This is a genomic window from Nostocoides sp., from assembly GCF_037045025.1.
In the GTDB taxonomy this organism is placed as follows: Bacteria; Actinomycetota; Actinomycetes; order Actinomycetales; family Dermatophilaceae; genus Nostocoides_A.
Map to the genome: position 1 here is coordinate 462,897 of NZ_JBAOHM010000016.1, position 15,686 is coordinate 478,582.

A 15,686-nucleotide genomic window follows, 5' to 3' on the forward strand; every position below is an offset into this window, starting at 1 on the left:
TCGACCGACCTTTCCGGAGCCCTGGTGCTCGGCGGTGCGGGAAACTCGGGGAGGTCCGCATAACGCGGAATCAGAAGCGACCTTGGTTTGAGGCTTATTCACGAGGCTAGTTTCAGGAATTGTAGCCCGAGGACGGCGGTGATGGTTTGAGCGAATGTGTGGTAGGGCCGCCGGTAGTCGGTGTGGAGGATCCGCCAGGTTTTCAGGTGGGCGATGGTTCGTTCGATGGTGGCGCGGATCGCGTTGAGTTCTTTGTTGAATTGTTTCCGGTCGTCGGTGAGTTCTCCCTTGGGTGGCCTTTTGATGGGGGTGATCAGGCCGGCGCCGATGTAGCCTTTGTCGGCGACGATGGTGAGGAGTTCCTCGGTGTCGAGGACTCCGTGGGTGCGCAGGGCGGTCAGGTCGTGGGTGGACCCGGGAAGGGGATCGGAGACCCACAGCAGGCGGCCGGAGAGGGTGGCGGCGACCTGGACGTTGACACCGGTGGTGTGGTGTTTGCCGGAGTAGAGGTCGGGGGCATCGGCCCAGGACCAGCACGGGAGCAGGGTTCCGTCGATGATCAGGGGGACGTCGGGGTCGAGGTCGTCGGCGGCGGGGATCCAGTCGGCGGTGGCGTCGGCGAGGGCGGGGTCATCGCGGCGATCGTCCGCGAGATCGTGGGCTGGGAGGTGGCGTACCGGTCGGCCAGGTCTGCTTGGGTGTGGTTTCGGCGCAGATAGGTCATGGTGATGATGATCGACTTCCGCAGTCCCAGCGACGGCGGGTAGGCCAGCGAATATCCCGCGTTCTGCAGGTCGCGGATCATGATGACGAGACGGTCGATCTGGCCCCTGGTGAAACCGGTGGTAGAATACATTCGCGACGGCCCGTTCTGGAGTGTTTGAGTGTGCTAACCCAATCTTCTCTTGGAGCGGGCTGTGGCTTTGTTAGGCGCTCCGGTCAGAATGTCGCGATTGTATTACATTCCCCCACCGTGAATAAGCCTCTTTGTAACGCTGTAGATTGCACGGCCGCCGAATCGGGAGCGATTTGTGCAAGGTGTCGCGCTCAGACCCGGATCCGCGAGTAGCTTGCGTGTGGGTTGGGCGGCCAGTGAACGGCGGATAGATTTTGTGTTGTGGCAGTGTGTTTTTGGGTGCGGGCAGCGCGGATGGCCCGGTGGCGCTCGGGTGGGCGGGTCTTCGGGGTCCTGGGTCGTCGGGACGGGGGATTCGCGGGTTAGGCCGCGGTGGGTAAGGCCCGGATCCGGGCCAGGACGGTGGGCAGGAGCTGGCGGTCGGGCGGCAGCCGCAGGATCAGCTGGCGGCCGTGGTGGACTATGCGGGCTGGGACGCAGAGCAGTTCGTGGCGTAGGCGGGCGCCGTGGGCGCGGTGACGCTGGTCGATCCCGGTCAGGGCTTGCAGCAGAACGGAGATGTTCCCGGCGAGCAGGGCAGCCCACATCCACACCGTGTTGATGGCGTGGTCGCCCGACGGCAGGTGCCGCAGCGCGGCCCCGAGTTTGGCTTCCCGGATCCGGTCCTCAATGTCGGTGCGGCGGCGGAACCAGGACTCGACCTGCGTGATCGAGGCAACCGGTGCGGCCGCCTCACCCGGCTCCGCCGGCTCCGCCGGCTCGGCCGGCTCGGCCGGCTCGGTGGGGTTGGCCGGGTGGTCGTTGGCGGGGATATTGGTGACGATGAAGGAGACCGCGTGGGCGTGGGTGGCCGCGCCCTCCAAGGCGAGGGTGAGTTGGTTCTTCTCGATGGTGCGTCGACGCCGTGAGCGGGGGTCGTCGGAGATGTCCTCGGCCTCGATGCGGACCCGGCGCACGATGGTGTACGTGTGCGGCGGCCACCCCTGCGGGGCGTAGTCGACCGCGGCGACCTGCGCGCCGGGCATCCCCTCCGCCGCACCCCAGGCGTCCTCGGGGATGGCGGCGTAGGCGCGCCACATCGCGGTGTTCCGTTTCGCGGCGATGGCGAAGTCACACCCGGCCGCCACCGCGGCGTGGGCCAGGTCGGCGGTGAAGTAGCCGGCATCCGCGCGCACCCGCAACCGATCCCAGTCGGCCGCGGCCGAGCGGATGTCCTCGGGGATCCCGGCCAGGACCCGGCGCAGCAGGTCAGCGGCCCGGGGCCTCACATCCTCATTCCCCGCGAGCAACTCCGCGGCCAGGGTCAGCCCGGCCTCGGCCCAGGTCCCCAGATGCGGACGGCCCGCGCGCTGACCGTGATAGTTGTAGGCCACGCCCTGCTTCGTCGGCCCGTACACCTCCACATCGGTGGAATCCAAGTCCACCGTCACCGCCGCGGCCAACACCGCCCGGCGGGACGCCGGCAACAACCCGACCGCATGACCGGTCAGGTCCGCGACCGCACCCTCCAGGCCGGCCAGCTGCGCCGGCCCGAACCGGCGGGCCAACCCCGCCGCCGTGGTCGAGGCCAACACCGGCACCGCCGACAACACGGACCCGGCCACATCCTGGCGCTGCCGGTCCAACGCGGCCAGCACATCCCCGCCGAGCAACTGGCACTGCGCCAGCGACACCAGCACCTGCCCGCCCGTCGCGCCCCGCTCCCGCTCCTTGATCGCACCGATCCCCCGGTCCAGGCGCCCGACCAGATCCAGCTTCTCGATGAACTCCGCGAGCGCTGCCACCCCCGAGATCCCGGTCAACGACGGATCCGGCGCGCCGATCCGCACCCGCTTCCGCACCCGGCCACGACCACGTACTCTCTTCATCGACAAGGTGCTTCTCCTCGCTGGCCAATCGAAGGCTTCGTAACCCCGATTCTCCCAGTAGGACAAGCACCTTCGTCACGTCACACGCCGCACCCCCCGACCATTACTCGCGGATCCGGGTCAGAGGCGTGCAGTCTTCGGCGGATCTCGACAACCATTGTCGAGATGCAGCTGTCGAGATGCACTCAATCTTGTAAGAACGGCAGTTGATTCTAAGAATTAGCCGAAGTTATGCACCTCGGGCGTGTGTCGAGATGCAGCCAAGATTGGAGTAACGGCGCTTCAATACATTATGAATGCGACGTTATGCATCTCGGGCGTGTTGGTTCCCCTGTGTTATGGATCTGCGCCGTGGGCAGGACTGACGGGCGAAGCGTGGGGTTGAGGGTCACTTCCGCCGCGCCCGGTCGGACTGCTACGCAGAGGTAGCCGCCGGAGGGATGAGCCGGACTTGCGGGGACACCGTCGTGGCCACTGCGAGGCGCTCCTGGCTCGCCGCCCAGGAGGCGAGCAGCCGCAGGGTGTCCGCTGTCGGCGTCCCGGTAGCCGCCGTGTAGACGTTGATCTGGAGCCCGGATTCGTTCGGCAACTGGAGGGCCTCGAAGTCGAGGTCGAGCAGCCCGACGACGGGGTGCCGCAACCGCTTTCGTCCGCTGCGGTGGAAGCGCACGTCCTGCGACGCCCATCGCTGTCGGAACAGCTCGCTGCGGGTCGAGAGCTCCCCGACGAGCTCGAGGAGCGCGCGGTCATCGGGATCGCGGGTGGCTTCGAGACGGAGCATGGCTGCGGCATCGCGGGCGATGATGTCGTAGTCGACGAAGAACTCCCGGGCCGCTGGATCGAGATAGACGAAGCGGGTTGTGTTCGCAGGTCGACGAGTGGTCGACGAGGATCGGCCAGGACGGGGGAGTAGAGCGCCCTGGCGAGCTGGTTCATCGCGAGGACATCGTGTCGGCCGTTGCGAATCCACGCGGGAGCGTCAGTGATCGCGTCGAGGACCTGCTGGAGGGCGGGCCGGACCGTCGTCGCGGTCGGCTTGCTCCCACGGGCGCGGCCGGGGCCGGACCGTCGGGCGAGGGCCAGCAGGTGATCTCGCTCGGCCTCGTCGAGCTGCAGCGCCGAGGCCAGACCGTCCAGGACGCTCGGGGAGGCGCCGGCCAGGTTGCCTCGTTCCATCCGGACGTAGTAGTCGACGGATACCCCGGCGAGCAGCGCCACTTCCTCACGTCGCAGGCCGGCCACGCGCCGATTTCCTCCGTATGCCGGCAGTCCGGCCTCGTGGGGCGCGATGCGGGCGCGCTGGGTCCGCAGGAAGTCGCGGATCTCCGCACGCAGGTCTAGTCCGGTCATCCCACCACCGTAGGCATCGATCGGGCCGCGAGGGAGGTACTGCGAGTACCCGGAAAAGCTGTCCCTTCCCAGGTCCTCGCGTGCGAGGTTGACTGAACGCCATGGAACGGCAACCTCGACAGCCCACCACTAAGAACCCACCCGAGCGGTTCACCGGCGACGTCTGGCTCGACATGATCGCCGCACCCCGTGAGCCCGGTCAGCGACTGTTCGCCGCGATGGTGCGCTTCGCCCCCGGGGCCCGGACCGCCTGGCACAGCCACGCTCTCGGCCAGACCCTGCACATCACCCATGGCGTCGCCTGGGTCCAGGGCCGCGCGGGCGACAAGATTGTGGCAACCGCCGGTGACACTCTGTACTGCCCGCCCGGCGAAGAGCACTGGCACGGTGCCGCGCCGGACTCGTTCATGGAGCACCTCGCGATGTCCGACTGCCTCGACGACGTCTCAGCGAGCACCACTTGGCTCAAGCACGTGACGGATGAGGAGTACCAATCGTGACGATCCACCCGCCCGAAGTCGTCGTCGTCCTCGGCCCGGGACAAATCGGTCAGGCGATCGCCCGACGGGTCGGCACCGGCAAGACCGTCATTCTCGCCGACAGCAACCCGGCGAACGCCGAGGCAGCGGCGAGAACCTTGGCGGACGTGGGTTATCGAACGCGTGCCGAGACGGTGGACGTCGCCGACCGCGACGCCGTCCGCCGGGTGGTCGCCCTCGCCACCGAGCTCGGTGACGTCACCGGCGTCATTCACGCCGCAGGCGTCTCGCCCTCGCAAGCGTCGCCTGAGGCCGTGCTCCGAGTCGACCTCTACGGAACCGCCCTCGTCCTGGAGGAGTTCGGCGCGGTCATCGCACGCGGCGGGTCGGGAGTGGTCATCGCCTCGCAGTCCGGCCACCGGCTTCCACCGCTGCCGGGGGACCAGAACGAGGCACTCGCGCTGACCCCCGTGGAGGAGCTGCTGGACCTTCCCTTTCTCCAGTCCGCAGTTGTCACCGACTCGCTCCATGCCTATCAGCTCGCCAAGCGAGCCAATGCCCTCCGAGTGATGGCGCAGGCCGTCCGGTGGGGCCAGCGCGGAGCCCGGCTCAACACGATCAGCCCGGGGATCGTCATGACCCCCCTGGCCAACGACGAACTGAGCGGACCACGAGGCGTTGGCTACCGCGTCATGATCGAAGGCTCGCCGGTGGGTCGCGCTGGCACACCTGACGAGATCGGAGCGCTGGCGGCCCTCCTGATGGGGCCCGAGGGTGGCTTCGCCACCGGGAGTGACTTCCTGGTGGACGGCGGCGTCACCGCTGCCTATTGGTACGGAAGGCTCTCCGAGGTCCGCGACAGCGCATCTGAACAGGAGCATTCATGAGCACCTGGGACACCGAGATTGCCCAAGCCCTGACGGCTCCCGACGAGGTCCGCCTCGCCACCGTCCGTCGCGATGGAAGCCGCCGCACGCCCCGCATCATTTGGGACGTCGCCGTCGGCGACCGTGTCTTCATCCGCTCGACGAACGGGAGAGGGGCCGACTGGTTCCGGTGGGCGATTGCCATCGGACGCGGCCGTCTCGAAACCGGCCACGCGGCACACGAGGTCGTCTTCGTCGAAGCGAAGGAGAGTGATCTCGCGAGCGTCGACACGGCATACCGCCAGAAGTACGGGAGGTATGCGTCGATCGTCGGCCACCTCCTCACCCCAGGCCCGCGAGCAGCGACGCTCGAGGTCCTGCCCGCCTAAATCCCGATAGAGAAGAATGCTATGCGCGCCACCGTCATCCATGGAGCCCACGACATCCGCGTCGAGGATCGGCCCGACCCGACGATCGTCGAACCGACCGACGCGATCGTCCGCACCGTCGCCGCCTGCGTCTGCGGCTCGGACCTCTGGCGTTACCGCGGGATCGCGCCTGTGCCGACGCCGGTGAAGATCGGCCACGAGTACGTCGGTGTCGTCGAGGAGGTCGGCGCGGACGTCACGACCGTGCGGCCGGGCCAGTTCGTCGTCGGCGGCTTCCTGCACAGCGACAACACGTGCGCCGTATGCCGTGTGGGCATGCAGTCACACTGCCTCCACGGCGGCGGCTACGACGGCTGTCAGGCCGAGGCGATCCGGATCCCGAACGCCGACGGAACCCTCCTCGCCACGCCAGAGCACCCGGATGCGCACATGGTGCCGGGACTGCTCGCTCTCTCCGACGTCATGGCAACGGGCTGGCATGCGGCCGTCTCGGCGGGGGTGCGCGAGGGAGCGACGGTCGTCGTGGTGGGCGACGGGGCGGTCGGGCTGAGCGGCGTCATCGCCGCCCAGCAGATGGGCGCCGAGCGGATCATCGCCATGAGCCGGCACGCCGATCGGCAGGCCCTGGCGCGTCAGCTCGGCGCCACGGACATCGTGGGCGCCCGTGGCGACGAGGGGGTCGAAGCGGTCAAGGAGCTCACCGACGGCCTCGGCGCCGCCTCAGTCCTCGAGTGCGTCGGCACCCAGGAGTCCGTCGTCCAGGCACTTCGCTGCGCCCGTCCCGGTGGCATGGTTGGTTGGGTCGGCGTCCCGCACGTCACGGACCTGCCCCAAGAGCACATGTTCTGGCGCAACGTCGGCCTGCGCGGCGGGGTCGCCCCGGTCCGCGCCTACCTCCCGCACCTGCTCGACCTCGCCCTCACCGGGGCGATCGACCCCGGGAAGGTCTTCGACCTCACCCTGCCGCTCGAACAGGCTGCCGAGGCGTATGCCGCGATGGACGACCGCCGGGCGATCAAGTCGCTCCTGCTCCCCTGACCTCGCCGCGGCCGTCGGCATCGTGCATGGCTGAGACGCGAACTCTCGTATGCCGTTGACCAACCCGTAGTTGACGGGTGCGCGAGCCGGCGAGATGCTAGCAGAGTGCTAGCATTTGGCCATGGCCACGATCTATGTCCGAGACGTCCCCGACGAAGTGACTGCAGTGCTGAAGCGGCGCGCGGCTGATGAGGGCAAGTCCTTTTCGGCGTATGTGGCCGGCGAACTTGCCAGGCTGGCGGCCCGACCTTCGAATCAGGAGATCGTGGCCAGGCTTCGAGTTTCCGACAGGTCTGGGGGCCCATCGACTGCTGACATCGTGAGGGAGTTGAGGGCCGGTCGCCGGTGATCGTTGTTGATGCGTCGGCCATGGTGGAAGCGTTGGTGGGACGCGATGTCGACGCGCAGCTGTTGGACGTCCTCACGGGTGAGGTGCATGCTCCCCACCTCCTCGATGTCGAGGTCCTCTCGGTGGTCAGAGGGCTTGTCCTGGGTCGAAAGCTCCCTCCGGCACGAGCCGAGGTGGCACGGATCGATCACTTTTCCTTCGGCATCATCCGCCACGGGATCGAACCACTCGCCGAACGAGTCTGGGAGTTGCGCCATCAGTTCACCGCTTACGACGCGGTATATCTGGCGCTGGCTGAGGCGCTGGATGCGCCCCTTCACACCTGCGATGCGAAGCTGGCAGCCGGGCATGCGGCCACCGTCATCGTCCATCCAAGAACGCGCTGACTTGGCGCATCAGGACGTGGCCACTGACGATTACGCAAGGTCGACCTTGCACGACCTCGTCGAACGGGCCGATTTCTGCACAGTACGCCGCACGAGATCGTGCAGTCCTTGCTGCATCTCGACAGCCACTCGGCTCAGTGACCCGTCGCTGACCAGGCTCGCCGGGTCGAGAGGACCCGGTCGGCACGGTTCCGGCCACAAAACGTACCGACACGCTTCTCTCGACCCGGCTCTCCGAGTGAGGACGGCGGGTTCACGTCCACAGGCGCAGCAGCCCCGAGGCGAGAATCGCGATGAGTGCGGCCGCGGGGAAGGTCAGCGCCCAGGTGATCGCGATGACTCGGGTCACGGCCCAGCGGATGCCGCGGGGGTTGCGCGCACCTCCGGCGCCGATGATTGCCGCGGCGATCGCATGGGTTGTCGAGACCGGGGCACGAAGGGCGGTCGCGGCATACAGGATCACCGCGGCGCTGGCTTCGGCGGCGAAGCCGGTCGGGGGTTCCAGGTCGATGATCCGGCGGCCGAGGGTGCGCATGATCCGCCAGCCCCCGACATAGGTGCCGGCGCTGAGGGCCACGGCGCAGGCGCCGATGACCCACCAGGGGATCGACGAATCGCCCGGATCGCGATGCCCGCTGACGGTCAGCGCGAGCACGATCACGCCGGACACCTTCGCCGCATCCTGCATGCCGTGTCCGAACGCCATCGCGGACGCCGACACCGTCTGTGCCAGACGAAAGCCCCGAGAGACCGATACCGGGTGAGCACGCCGGAAGCCCCACAAGATGGCGAGCATGACGGCATACGCCACGACTGCCCCGACGAGGGGCGTGACGATCATGGGGATGGCCACCTTCTCCCACACGCCGGTCCAGTGGACCTGGGCCCCCGTCGCGATCGCGGCACCCCCCAGTCCACCGATGAGCGCATGGCTGCTTGAGGAGGGTAGCCCCGCCCGCCAGGTGATCAGATTCCAACTGGTCGCCCCGATCAGAGCCGCCGCGCACAGCAGCAAACCGGTGCTCCCGACGGGCGCGGCGATAATCCCGCTGCCGACGGTTTGAGCGACCCGCGAGCCGAAAAAGGCGCCGGAGAAGTTGGCCACCGCTGCCATCGTCAACGCGATCGCGGGCGTCAGCGCGCGTGTGGTGACCGACGTGGCGACGGCATTGGCGGAGTCGTGAAATCCGTTGGTGTAGGTGAATCCCAGAGCCAACACAATGACAAGGACGAAGGGCCAGTCCACGACGCGTCAGGATTCCTTGAGCGCGATGCTTTCGAGGATGTGGGCCACTCGCTCGAAGGCATTGGCAGCTCGCTCCAACTCGTCGATGATCGCCTTGAGCTTGAGCACGCGCAGCACATCGCTGCCGTCACCGTCGAGAATCCGGGCGAGCAGGCGCCGGTGATGCTGGTCGGCCTCGTTCTCGAGCCGGTTGACCTCGATCGAGTACTCGCTCAGGCCCCGCATGTCGGCCAGGCCGGGCATGGCCCGAACGGTGAGTTCGGCCATCCGGCCGAGGATTTCGACCTGGTTGCAGATCCCCTTGGGGAGGTCGTGCAGGGCAAACACCTCGATGAGGTCGCCGGCCGAGGCCATCAGGTCCATGCAATCGTCGAGCGCTCCAGCGAGCGCGTGGATGTCGCCCCGGTCGAACGGAGTCACAAAGCTCGCGTTGACTCGGCGAACGATCGTGTGGGTGGCCTCATCGAGACGCTGCTCCAACTCCCGCAGCGCCAGCGCGGCCTCCGGTCGCGCGGCCGCATCCGCTCCGAGCAGCGTCGTCAGGCCCCGGGAGCCCTCGAGCAGCAGCGTCGCCGAAGCGGTGAACATGTCATAAAAGGACGCATCGCGCGGCATCAACCGTAGCCCCACGAGATGGCTCCTGCTAGACGAACTGGTGACCGACACCCTAATGCTAGGCGGCGCGCAGCGACTCGGTGCGCGGCAACGGTCGATCCGCCCGTTTTCAAGTAAGCGCTTCCCCACGGAAGGTCCACGTCGCGTCGGTATCGTCACGACATGTCGTGTGAGCCCGATGACGACGCCGACGCCGAGGCCCGCGCCGCGGAGATCGACCTGGTCGCCGGCCTGGTCTCGGCCGTGCGCTCGCGAGGCGGAAGTCATCTCGACCAGGACGAGATCGACGCCGCACTCGGCGTGACGCACGACGAGGAGCAGACCGGGCTCGACGCGGACTAAGGACCGTTCTCGGAACCGGTTAACGCCGTCGGGTCAGCCGGTCGAGCACGCCGAGCAGGAGCTGTTCCCGAACGCGGGGTGGGGCGCTGTCCAGGAGCGCGTTCACCGGGGCCATCCGCTGGGGCAGGGTTAGTCCCTCCGCGCCGGTCAGGCCGGCGGCCGCGAGCAGCCCGTCCAGCGCGGCATCATCGATGCGCCCCGGATCGATCGCCGCGAGCGCGGCGGCGAGCGCCGGGTCGGCGCCGACCGGGCCGGCGGCCTGCGCGGCGCTCACTGCCTCGCCGAGTGCAGCCAGCAACTCGGTGACAAGGGGCGCGGTCGCGGCCGCCACGCTCAGATGCAGGGAGGCGGGCGATGCGGCATACGGCAGCTGTGGTTGGACGAGCCAGCCGCGGGCGGCCATCTCGTCAGCGACCGTATAGACATCGCACGAGTGGTCACTGGCCAGCGCTAGCAAGGTCGTGTCCGGCTCCGCGAGCACTCGCACACCGGGTATGTCGCTAACGCCCTCCGCGATCGCCCTGGTCGCCTCTCGGGCCTGCAGTGCGAGCGCACGGTAGCCGTCGATCCCCAGCGCCTGGGCCACGGCCCAGCCGGCGGCCACCGGACCTCCGGACTTGGTCGACTGCACGGTCGTGTTCAACATCGTGTAGCCCGGCCAGTCTGCGGTCGCGAACAGGTGGGTGCGGCGCAGCTGCGGGGTGCGGTGCAGCAGGAGCGCGAGCCCCTTGGGGGTGTAGCCATATTTGTGCAGATCGACCGAGATGCTCGTGACGCCGTCGACCGCGAAGTCCCACCGTGGCGTCTCGGGCTCGTCGAGGAAGGGCAGCACCCAGCCGCCGATGCACGCATCGACGTGACAGCGCACGCCCGCGGCCGCCGCGGCTGCGGCAATCGGGGCGACCGGGTCCACGACTCCATGGGCATACGACGGGGCCGAGGCGACGACCAGGACGGTCGTCTCGTCGATGGCGGCGGCCATGGCGACGGGGTCGGCGCGGAAAGTGGCCGGGTCGACGGGCACCAGGACGGGTCTGACCCCGAGGTAGTGGCCGGCCTTGCGGAAGGCGGCGTGCGCCGTGTCCGGAAGCACCATCGACGGGCGCTCGGCCGCGGGGCCCGCTGGCGCGGCAGCGTCACGCGCCGCGAGAACGGCCAGCAGGATCGACTCGGTGCCCCCCGAGGTGGCCACGCCCACGGTCGTCCCGGGGCCGTGGAGCAGGCGGGTCGCCACCGCGATAAGGTCCTGCTCCATCGCGCCGATGCTGGGGAAGGCCGTCGGGTCGAGGCCATTGGTGGCGCCGAAGGCGGCCAGCGCCGCCCGGCCGGCCTCGTCGGCGGCGCCGACTCCGGCGTCATAGACATAGGCGAGCGTGCGGCCCCCGTGGACGGGAACGTCGTGGGCCCGCAGGGCCTCCAGTCCGCTCAGGATGTCAGTCAGCGGCGCGCCGTCGTCGGTATGCCGCATGCTGTCGCCGGTCACTGGGATTCCTCCTGGGGATGGCCGCTCGAAGCGCGGAACACGTCCTGGGCCTGGAGCGTGTAGCGGTGAATGGCGAGCATCGAGAGACCGACGAGGACTGCCGGGACGAGCGTGAAGCCGAGGTGGATCGCGTCGAGCGCCCGCCCGCTCTGGGCGAGGTGCGAACCGGCGGAGGAGACATAGCCGCCGGCGGCGAGCACCGCGGCATACAGGCCAGGCCCGAGCGCCAACCCGAGAGTCTCGGCACCGGTCCACACACCGGTGAAGACGCCGATCCGGTTCTCGCCGGTGGTGGCGGCATCGACCGCGGCGACATCGGCGAGCATGGCGAGCGGGAACATCTGCGTCCCGGCGTAGCCGACGCCGACAACCGCCACCGCGGCCGCGAGCGGGCCGAGGGCGGCTCCGGAGAGCGCGGAGCCGGCGAGCGCACCGGCGAGCAGGATCAGCGAGGCGCCCAGGTAGCCGGCCTTCTTGCCGACCCGGTCACCGAGAAGCTGCCACACCGGGGTGACGAGAACCGCCGGGGCGACGAAACAGGCGAACAGCACGCTGGCCGCCCCGTCACGCCCGACCACCCAGGTCGCCTCATAGTCCACCCCCGCGAGCATGCACCCGGTGGCCAACGCCTGGACCACAAATGCGGTGAGCAGCGGCCGGAAGTGCCGTTCCCGGACAACGAGGCGCAACTGTTCGGTCAGCCCTGCGCTGTCCGTCAGCCCGGCAGTGGGCGAACTCACCGAGTGCGACAACGCGCTGGCCGTCCCCCGCCAGGCGCCGAACGCGCCGAAGGCGATCAGCCCACCGACAAACGCGCCGACGCCGCGATAGCCCCAGTCCGGACCGAGTGCGTCCCGGATGAGTGGAGACACGCCCCCGCTGACCAGGATCGCGAGCGCGAGCACGGCGACCCGCCAGGTCATCAGCCGGGTCCGCTCGCCATAGTCGGCCGTCAGCTCGGCGGGCATCGCGACATAAGGCACCTGGAAGAAGGCGTAGGCCGTGGCGCAGCCGAGGAAAAGGACGACCACCCACGCGGCAGCGAGCGCTTTAGGCGCTCCCGGCCCGGCAAAGAGCAGCGCGAACAGGACGGCAAGCAGCAGGCCGGCGCGCAGCAGGAAGGGACGTCGCTTGCCCTCCGAATGGGTGCTGGTGTCGCTGATCCGCCCCGCGATCGGGTTGAGGATGACATCCCAGGCCTTGGGCACCAGCACAACCAGCCCGGCGAGAGCCGCCGCGACCCCGAGCCGGTCGGTCAGATAGGGCAGCAGCAGCAGCCCGGGGACGGTCCCGAACGCGCCGGTCGCGACCGAGCCGAGGGCATATCCGGCGCGCACGCGTCGCGGCAGCCGAGCGGCCGCTGCGGGCGACGGAGCGCGCGTCATGTCCGGAGGATAGAGGAGACTTCGCGAGAAGCTGCGCGAGCGCCTACCCCCGAGTAACATATGGTCATGACTGCCCCCGTCCTCATCCCCGGGATTCCGCAGTCCGGGTATCCCATCGTTGCGGCCGCGCTGGCGGCCGGGGCCCGGACGGCGTTCACGCTCTCGGGAGGGCACATCTTCCCGGTCTACGACGCCGCGCTGCACAGCGAGCCCGACCTGCGGCTGGTCGATGTGCGGCACGAGGCGAGCGCGGTCTTTGCCGCCGAGGCCGTCGGCAAGCTGTCCCGGGTGCCGGGATTCGCCGTCGTGACGGCCGGGCCCGGGGTGACGAACGCGTTGTCGCCGATCACCCAGGCCCACTTCAGCGGTGCCCCGCTCGTCGTGCTCGGCGGCCGGGCGGCGCAATTGACGTGGGGACGCGGGTCGCTGCAGGAGCTCGACCAGCCGCCGTTGTTCGCGACCGTCACCAAGGCCGCCTGGACGATCACCACGCGAGAGCGGGCCGGCGGCGATGTGGCGCGGGCCTTTGCGCTCGCCGGCAGCGCCCACCGCGGACCGGTCTTCGTCGACATCCCGCTGGATGTCGTCTTCGCCCCTCGCGGCGAGCAGTCCGCCTGGCGGCCCGATCCGGTCGACCGGAGCCCGGCCCCCGAGGCCATCGCCGGCATCGCCGGGGCCATCGGCCGGGCCGAGCGCCCCATCCTCGTCCTCGGCAGCGACGTCTGGGCCGACGGCGGCGAGGCCGCCGCGCTGGCCCTCGTCGACGAGCTCGGCATCCCCGCCGTCACCAACGGAATGGGCCGCGGCATCGTCCAGCGCGGGCATCCGCTGTTGGTGACCCGGGCCCGCCGCGCCGCGTTCAGCCGGTGCGACCTGGCCATCGTTGCCGGCACGCCCCTGGACTTCCGGCTCGGCTATGGCGCGTTCGGGCCCGGCGGCGCGGCGCCGGTCGTGCATCTGGCCGACAGCCCCGAGCAGGTATGCCGGCACAAGGAGCTGGCCGCAGCGGCATACGGGGACCTGGGCGTGATCCTGGACGGCCTGCGCGCGGCGGCCCGGCCGGGTGACTGGGCGGACTGGGCGCAGCAGTTGCGCGCGGAGTGCGCGGCGGTGGCCGCGCGCGAGGCGAGCTTGCTCGCTGCCGACAGCGATCCGATCCACCCGGCCCGGGTGTATGGCGAGTTGCTGCCGCTGCTCGCCGACGACGCGGTGATCATCGGCGACGGCGGGGACTTCGTGTCGTGGGCGGGCAAGCTGATCGAGCCTGCCCTCCCGGGGGGGTGGCTCGACCCGGGGCCCTTCGGGTGCCTGGGCGCGGGCTTGGGGGCGGCGATCGGTGCCCGGACGGCCCGGCCGGACGGGCAGATCGTGCTGCTGCTCGGCGACGGCGCCGCCGGGATGTCGCTGCTCGACGTCGATACGCTCGTGCGGCACAAGCTGCCGGTGGCGATCATCGTCGGCAACAACTCCGCGTGGGGGCTGGAGAAGCATCCGATGCGCCAGCTCTACGGCTACGACGCGGTGGCCGATCTGGCGCCGGGCACGGCATACGACGAGGTGGTGCGCGCCCTCGGCGGCGGCGGCGAGACGGTGTCCCGGCCGGGCGAGCTGCGCGCCGCGTTGACCCGCGCGTTGGCCGCGGACCGGCCCTATCTCGTCAACATCCTCCTCGACGGTGAGGCGGCCTATCCGCGCGCCACGACCGGCGTCTAAGTCACCCCACCTCCAGCGTTCAGGGCGCGAAACCGCTTCGCGCCCGGCGGCCGATGTCGGCGACAATCACCCCATGCGACAGGTGCGGCAATCGAGCAAACTCCAAAACGTCCGGTATGACGTGCGCGGCCCGATCCTCGTCGAGGCCCAGCGCCTGGAGGCCGAGGGCCACCGCATCCTCAAGCTGAACATCGGCAACCCCGCCCCGTTCGGGTTCGAAGCCCCCGAGGCGATCCTGCAGGACATGATCCACAACCTGCCGCTGGCGCAGGGCTACAGCGACTCCAAGGGGATCTATTCGGCCCGCACCGCCGTGATGAACTTTTATCAGGCCGAGGGCATGCGGGATGTCACCGTCGATGACGTGTTCATCGGCAATGGCGTCTCCGAGATGATCACGATGGTCTTGCAGGCGCTCGTCGATGACGGCAACCAGATCCTCGTCCCCGCGCCCGACTATCCGTTGTGGACCGGCGCGGTCGCCCTCTCCGGTGGCACCCCCGTGCATTATCTGTGCGACGAGGACAACGGCTGGATGCCCGACCTGGAGGACATCGAGGCCAAGGTCACCCCGGCGACCAAAGCGCTGGTGGTGATCAACCCCAACAACCCGACCGGCGCCGTCTATTCGAAACAGATGGTCGACGCGCTCGCCGACATCGCCCGGCGCCACCAGCTCGTCCTGCTCGCCGACGAGATCTATGAGAAGATCCTCTTCGACGGCGCGGTGCACCACCACGCCGCGATCGCCGCGGGGGACGACGTCGTCTGCCTGACATTCAGCGGCCTGTCCAAGGCCTACCGGGTCGCGGGGTTCCGCAGCGGCTGGGTCGTCGTCACCGGTCCCCGTGAGCGGGCCGCCGACTTCCTCGAGGGGTTGACGCTGCTGTCGAACATGCGGATGTGCGCCAACGTCCCGGCGCAGCACGCGATCCAGACCGCGCTCGGCGGCTACCAGTCGATCACCGAGCTGATCTTGCCCGGCGGGCGGCTGCTGGAGCAGCGGGATGCGGCATACAAGCAGCTCAATGCGATCCCCGGGGTCAGCTGTGTCGAGCCCAAGGGGGCGCTCTATTGCTTCCCGCGGATCGACACCGAGATGTACGGCATCGACGACGACGAGAAGTTCGTTATCGAGTTGCTGCAGGCCAAGAAGATCCTGATCACCCACGGCACCGGCTTCAACTGGCCCAAGCCGGACCATTTCCGGCTGGTGACCTTGCCGAATGTGGAGGACCTGACCGACGCGATCGACCGGATCGCCTCCTTCCTGGAGGCCCGCCGGGTCTGACGCCGGCACGCGGGGCGTGAACTAGACTTG

General features: G+C 69.1%; 17 protein-coding genes and 1 pseudogene. 9 read left to right on the top strand and 9 right to left on the bottom strand.

What is annotated here, in order from left to right; all coding sequences use genetic code 11:
• Positions 1–98: 98 nt before the first annotated feature.
• From V9G19_RS24850 to V9G19_RS24870, 5 genes and pseudogenes are all read right to left on the bottom strand, one after another.
• Complete coding sequence (locus tag V9G19_RS24850) at positions 99–599, bottom strand: HARBI1 family protein (protein WP_462288114.1); 501 nt, start codon at positions 597–599, stop codon at positions 99–101.
• A complete protein-coding gene (locus V9G19_RS24855) occupies positions 560–856 on the bottom strand; it encodes a transposase family protein (protein WP_462288060.1) in 297 nt (98 codons plus the stop codon). Before V9G19_RS24855 ends, V9G19_RS24850 begins: the two co-directional genes overlap by 40 nt.
• Positions 857–1,218: 362 nt before the next feature.
• Positions 1,219–2,724: an IS1380 family transposase gene (locus V9G19_RS24860; RefSeq protein ID WP_462288061.1), complete on the bottom strand. Its 1,506-nt coding sequence runs from the start codon at positions 2,722–2,724 to the stop codon at positions 1,219–1,221.
• A 415-nt stretch (positions 2,725–3,139) separates the two neighbouring features.
• Positions 3,140–3,694 (bottom strand): MmyB family transcriptional regulator, encoded by a 555-nt coding sequence (locus tag V9G19_RS24865; RefSeq protein WP_462288062.1) that lies wholly within the window; start codon positions 3,692–3,694, stop codon positions 3,140–3,142.
• Positions 3,667–4,074 (bottom strand): annotated as a pseudogene (locus tag V9G19_RS24870) (helix-turn-helix domain-containing protein); the annotation flags it as partial. The pseudogene V9G19_RS24870 and the gene V9G19_RS24865, both read right to left, overlap by 28 nt.
• A gap of 101 nt (positions 4,075–4,175) precedes the next feature.
• Here V9G19_RS24870 and V9G19_RS24875 point away from each other — a divergent pair.
• The 6 genes from V9G19_RS24875 (at position 4,176) to V9G19_RS24900 (ending at position 7,581) form a co-directional block, all read left to right on the top strand.
• Positions 4,176–4,574 carry a (R)-mandelonitrile lyase gene (locus V9G19_RS24875; protein ID WP_462288063.1) on the top strand — a complete coding sequence of 133 codons (399 nt, stop codon included), beginning with the start codon at positions 4,176–4,178 and terminating at the stop codon, positions 4,572–4,574.
• On the top strand, positions 4,571–5,440 hold the full coding sequence (locus V9G19_RS24880; RefSeq protein WP_462288064.1) for an SDR family oxidoreductase: 870 nt from the start codon (positions 4,571–4,573) through the stop codon (positions 5,438–5,440). Before V9G19_RS24875 ends, V9G19_RS24880 begins: the two co-directional genes overlap by 4 nt.
• Complete coding sequence (locus V9G19_RS24885; protein WP_462288065.1) at positions 5,437–5,808, top strand: DUF2255 family protein; 372 nt, start codon at positions 5,437–5,439, stop codon at positions 5,806–5,808. The genes V9G19_RS24880 and V9G19_RS24885 overlap by 4 nt, the downstream gene beginning before the upstream one ends.
• Positions 5,809–5,829: 21 nt before the next feature.
• Positions 5,830–6,846 carry a zinc-dependent alcohol dehydrogenase family protein gene (locus V9G19_RS24890; RefSeq protein ID WP_462288066.1) on the top strand — a complete coding sequence of 339 codons (1,017 nt, stop codon included), beginning with the start codon at positions 5,830–5,832 and terminating at the stop codon, positions 6,844–6,846.
• 121 nt (positions 6,847–6,967) lie between these two features.
• A complete protein-coding gene (locus V9G19_RS24895) occupies positions 6,968–7,195 on the top strand; it encodes a FitA-like ribbon-helix-helix domain-containing protein (protein WP_462288067.1) in 228 nt (75 codons plus the stop codon).
• Positions 7,192–7,581 carry a type II toxin-antitoxin system VapC family toxin gene (locus V9G19_RS24900; RefSeq protein WP_462288068.1) on the top strand — a complete coding sequence of 130 codons (390 nt, stop codon included), beginning with the start codon at positions 7,192–7,194 and terminating at the stop codon, positions 7,579–7,581. The genes V9G19_RS24895 and V9G19_RS24900 overlap by 4 nt, the downstream gene beginning before the upstream one ends.
• A gap of 253 nt (positions 7,582–7,834) precedes the next feature.
• Here the strand turns inward: V9G19_RS24900 and V9G19_RS24905 are convergent, their stop codons facing one another.
• Both V9G19_RS24905 and V9G19_RS24910 read right to left on the bottom strand, forming a co-directional pair.
• A complete protein-coding gene (locus tag V9G19_RS24905) occupies positions 7,835–8,827 on the bottom strand; it encodes an anion permease (protein WP_462288069.1) in 993 nt (330 codons plus the stop codon).
• A 6-nt stretch (positions 8,828–8,833) separates the two neighbouring features.
• Complete coding sequence (locus V9G19_RS24910) at positions 8,834–9,442, bottom strand: DUF47 domain-containing protein (protein WP_462288070.1); 609 nt, start codon at positions 9,440–9,442, stop codon at positions 8,834–8,836.
• A 162-nt stretch (positions 9,443–9,604) separates the two neighbouring features.
• Here V9G19_RS24910 and V9G19_RS24915 point away from each other — a divergent pair, with 162 nt between their 5' ends.
• Complete coding sequence (locus tag V9G19_RS24915) at positions 9,605–9,784, top strand: hypothetical protein (protein WP_462288071.1); 180 nt, start codon at positions 9,605–9,607, stop codon at positions 9,782–9,784.
• 19 nt (positions 9,785–9,803) lie between these two features.
• On the opposite strand, the gene V9G19_RS24920 is transcribed toward V9G19_RS24915, so the two are convergent.
• Positions 9,804–11,267, bottom strand: coding sequence for a pyridoxal phosphate-dependent decarboxylase family protein (locus V9G19_RS24920; RefSeq protein ID WP_462288072.1), 1,464 nt, complete (start codon positions 11,265–11,267; stop codon positions 9,804–9,806).
• Positions 11,264–12,652, bottom strand: coding sequence for an MFS transporter (locus tag V9G19_RS24925; protein WP_462288073.1), 1,389 nt, complete (start codon positions 12,650–12,652; stop codon positions 11,264–11,266). Before V9G19_RS24925 ends, V9G19_RS24920 begins: the two co-directional genes overlap by 4 nt.
• A gap of 66 nt (positions 12,653–12,718) precedes the next feature.
• Here V9G19_RS24925 and V9G19_RS24930 point away from each other — a divergent pair, with 66 nt between their 5' ends.
• Both V9G19_RS24930 and V9G19_RS24935 read left to right on the top strand, forming a co-directional pair.
• On the top strand, positions 12,719–14,365 hold the full coding sequence (locus tag V9G19_RS24930) for an acetolactate synthase (RefSeq protein ID WP_462288074.1): 1,647 nt from the start codon (positions 12,719–12,721) through the stop codon (positions 14,363–14,365).
• A 73-nt stretch (positions 14,366–14,438) separates the two neighbouring features.
• Positions 14,439–15,656 carry a pyridoxal phosphate-dependent aminotransferase gene (locus V9G19_RS24935; RefSeq protein ID WP_462288075.1) on the top strand — a complete coding sequence of 406 codons (1,218 nt, stop codon included), beginning with the start codon at positions 14,439–14,441 and terminating at the stop codon, positions 15,654–15,656.
• The last annotated feature ends 30 nt before the right edge of the window (positions 15,657–15,686 follow it).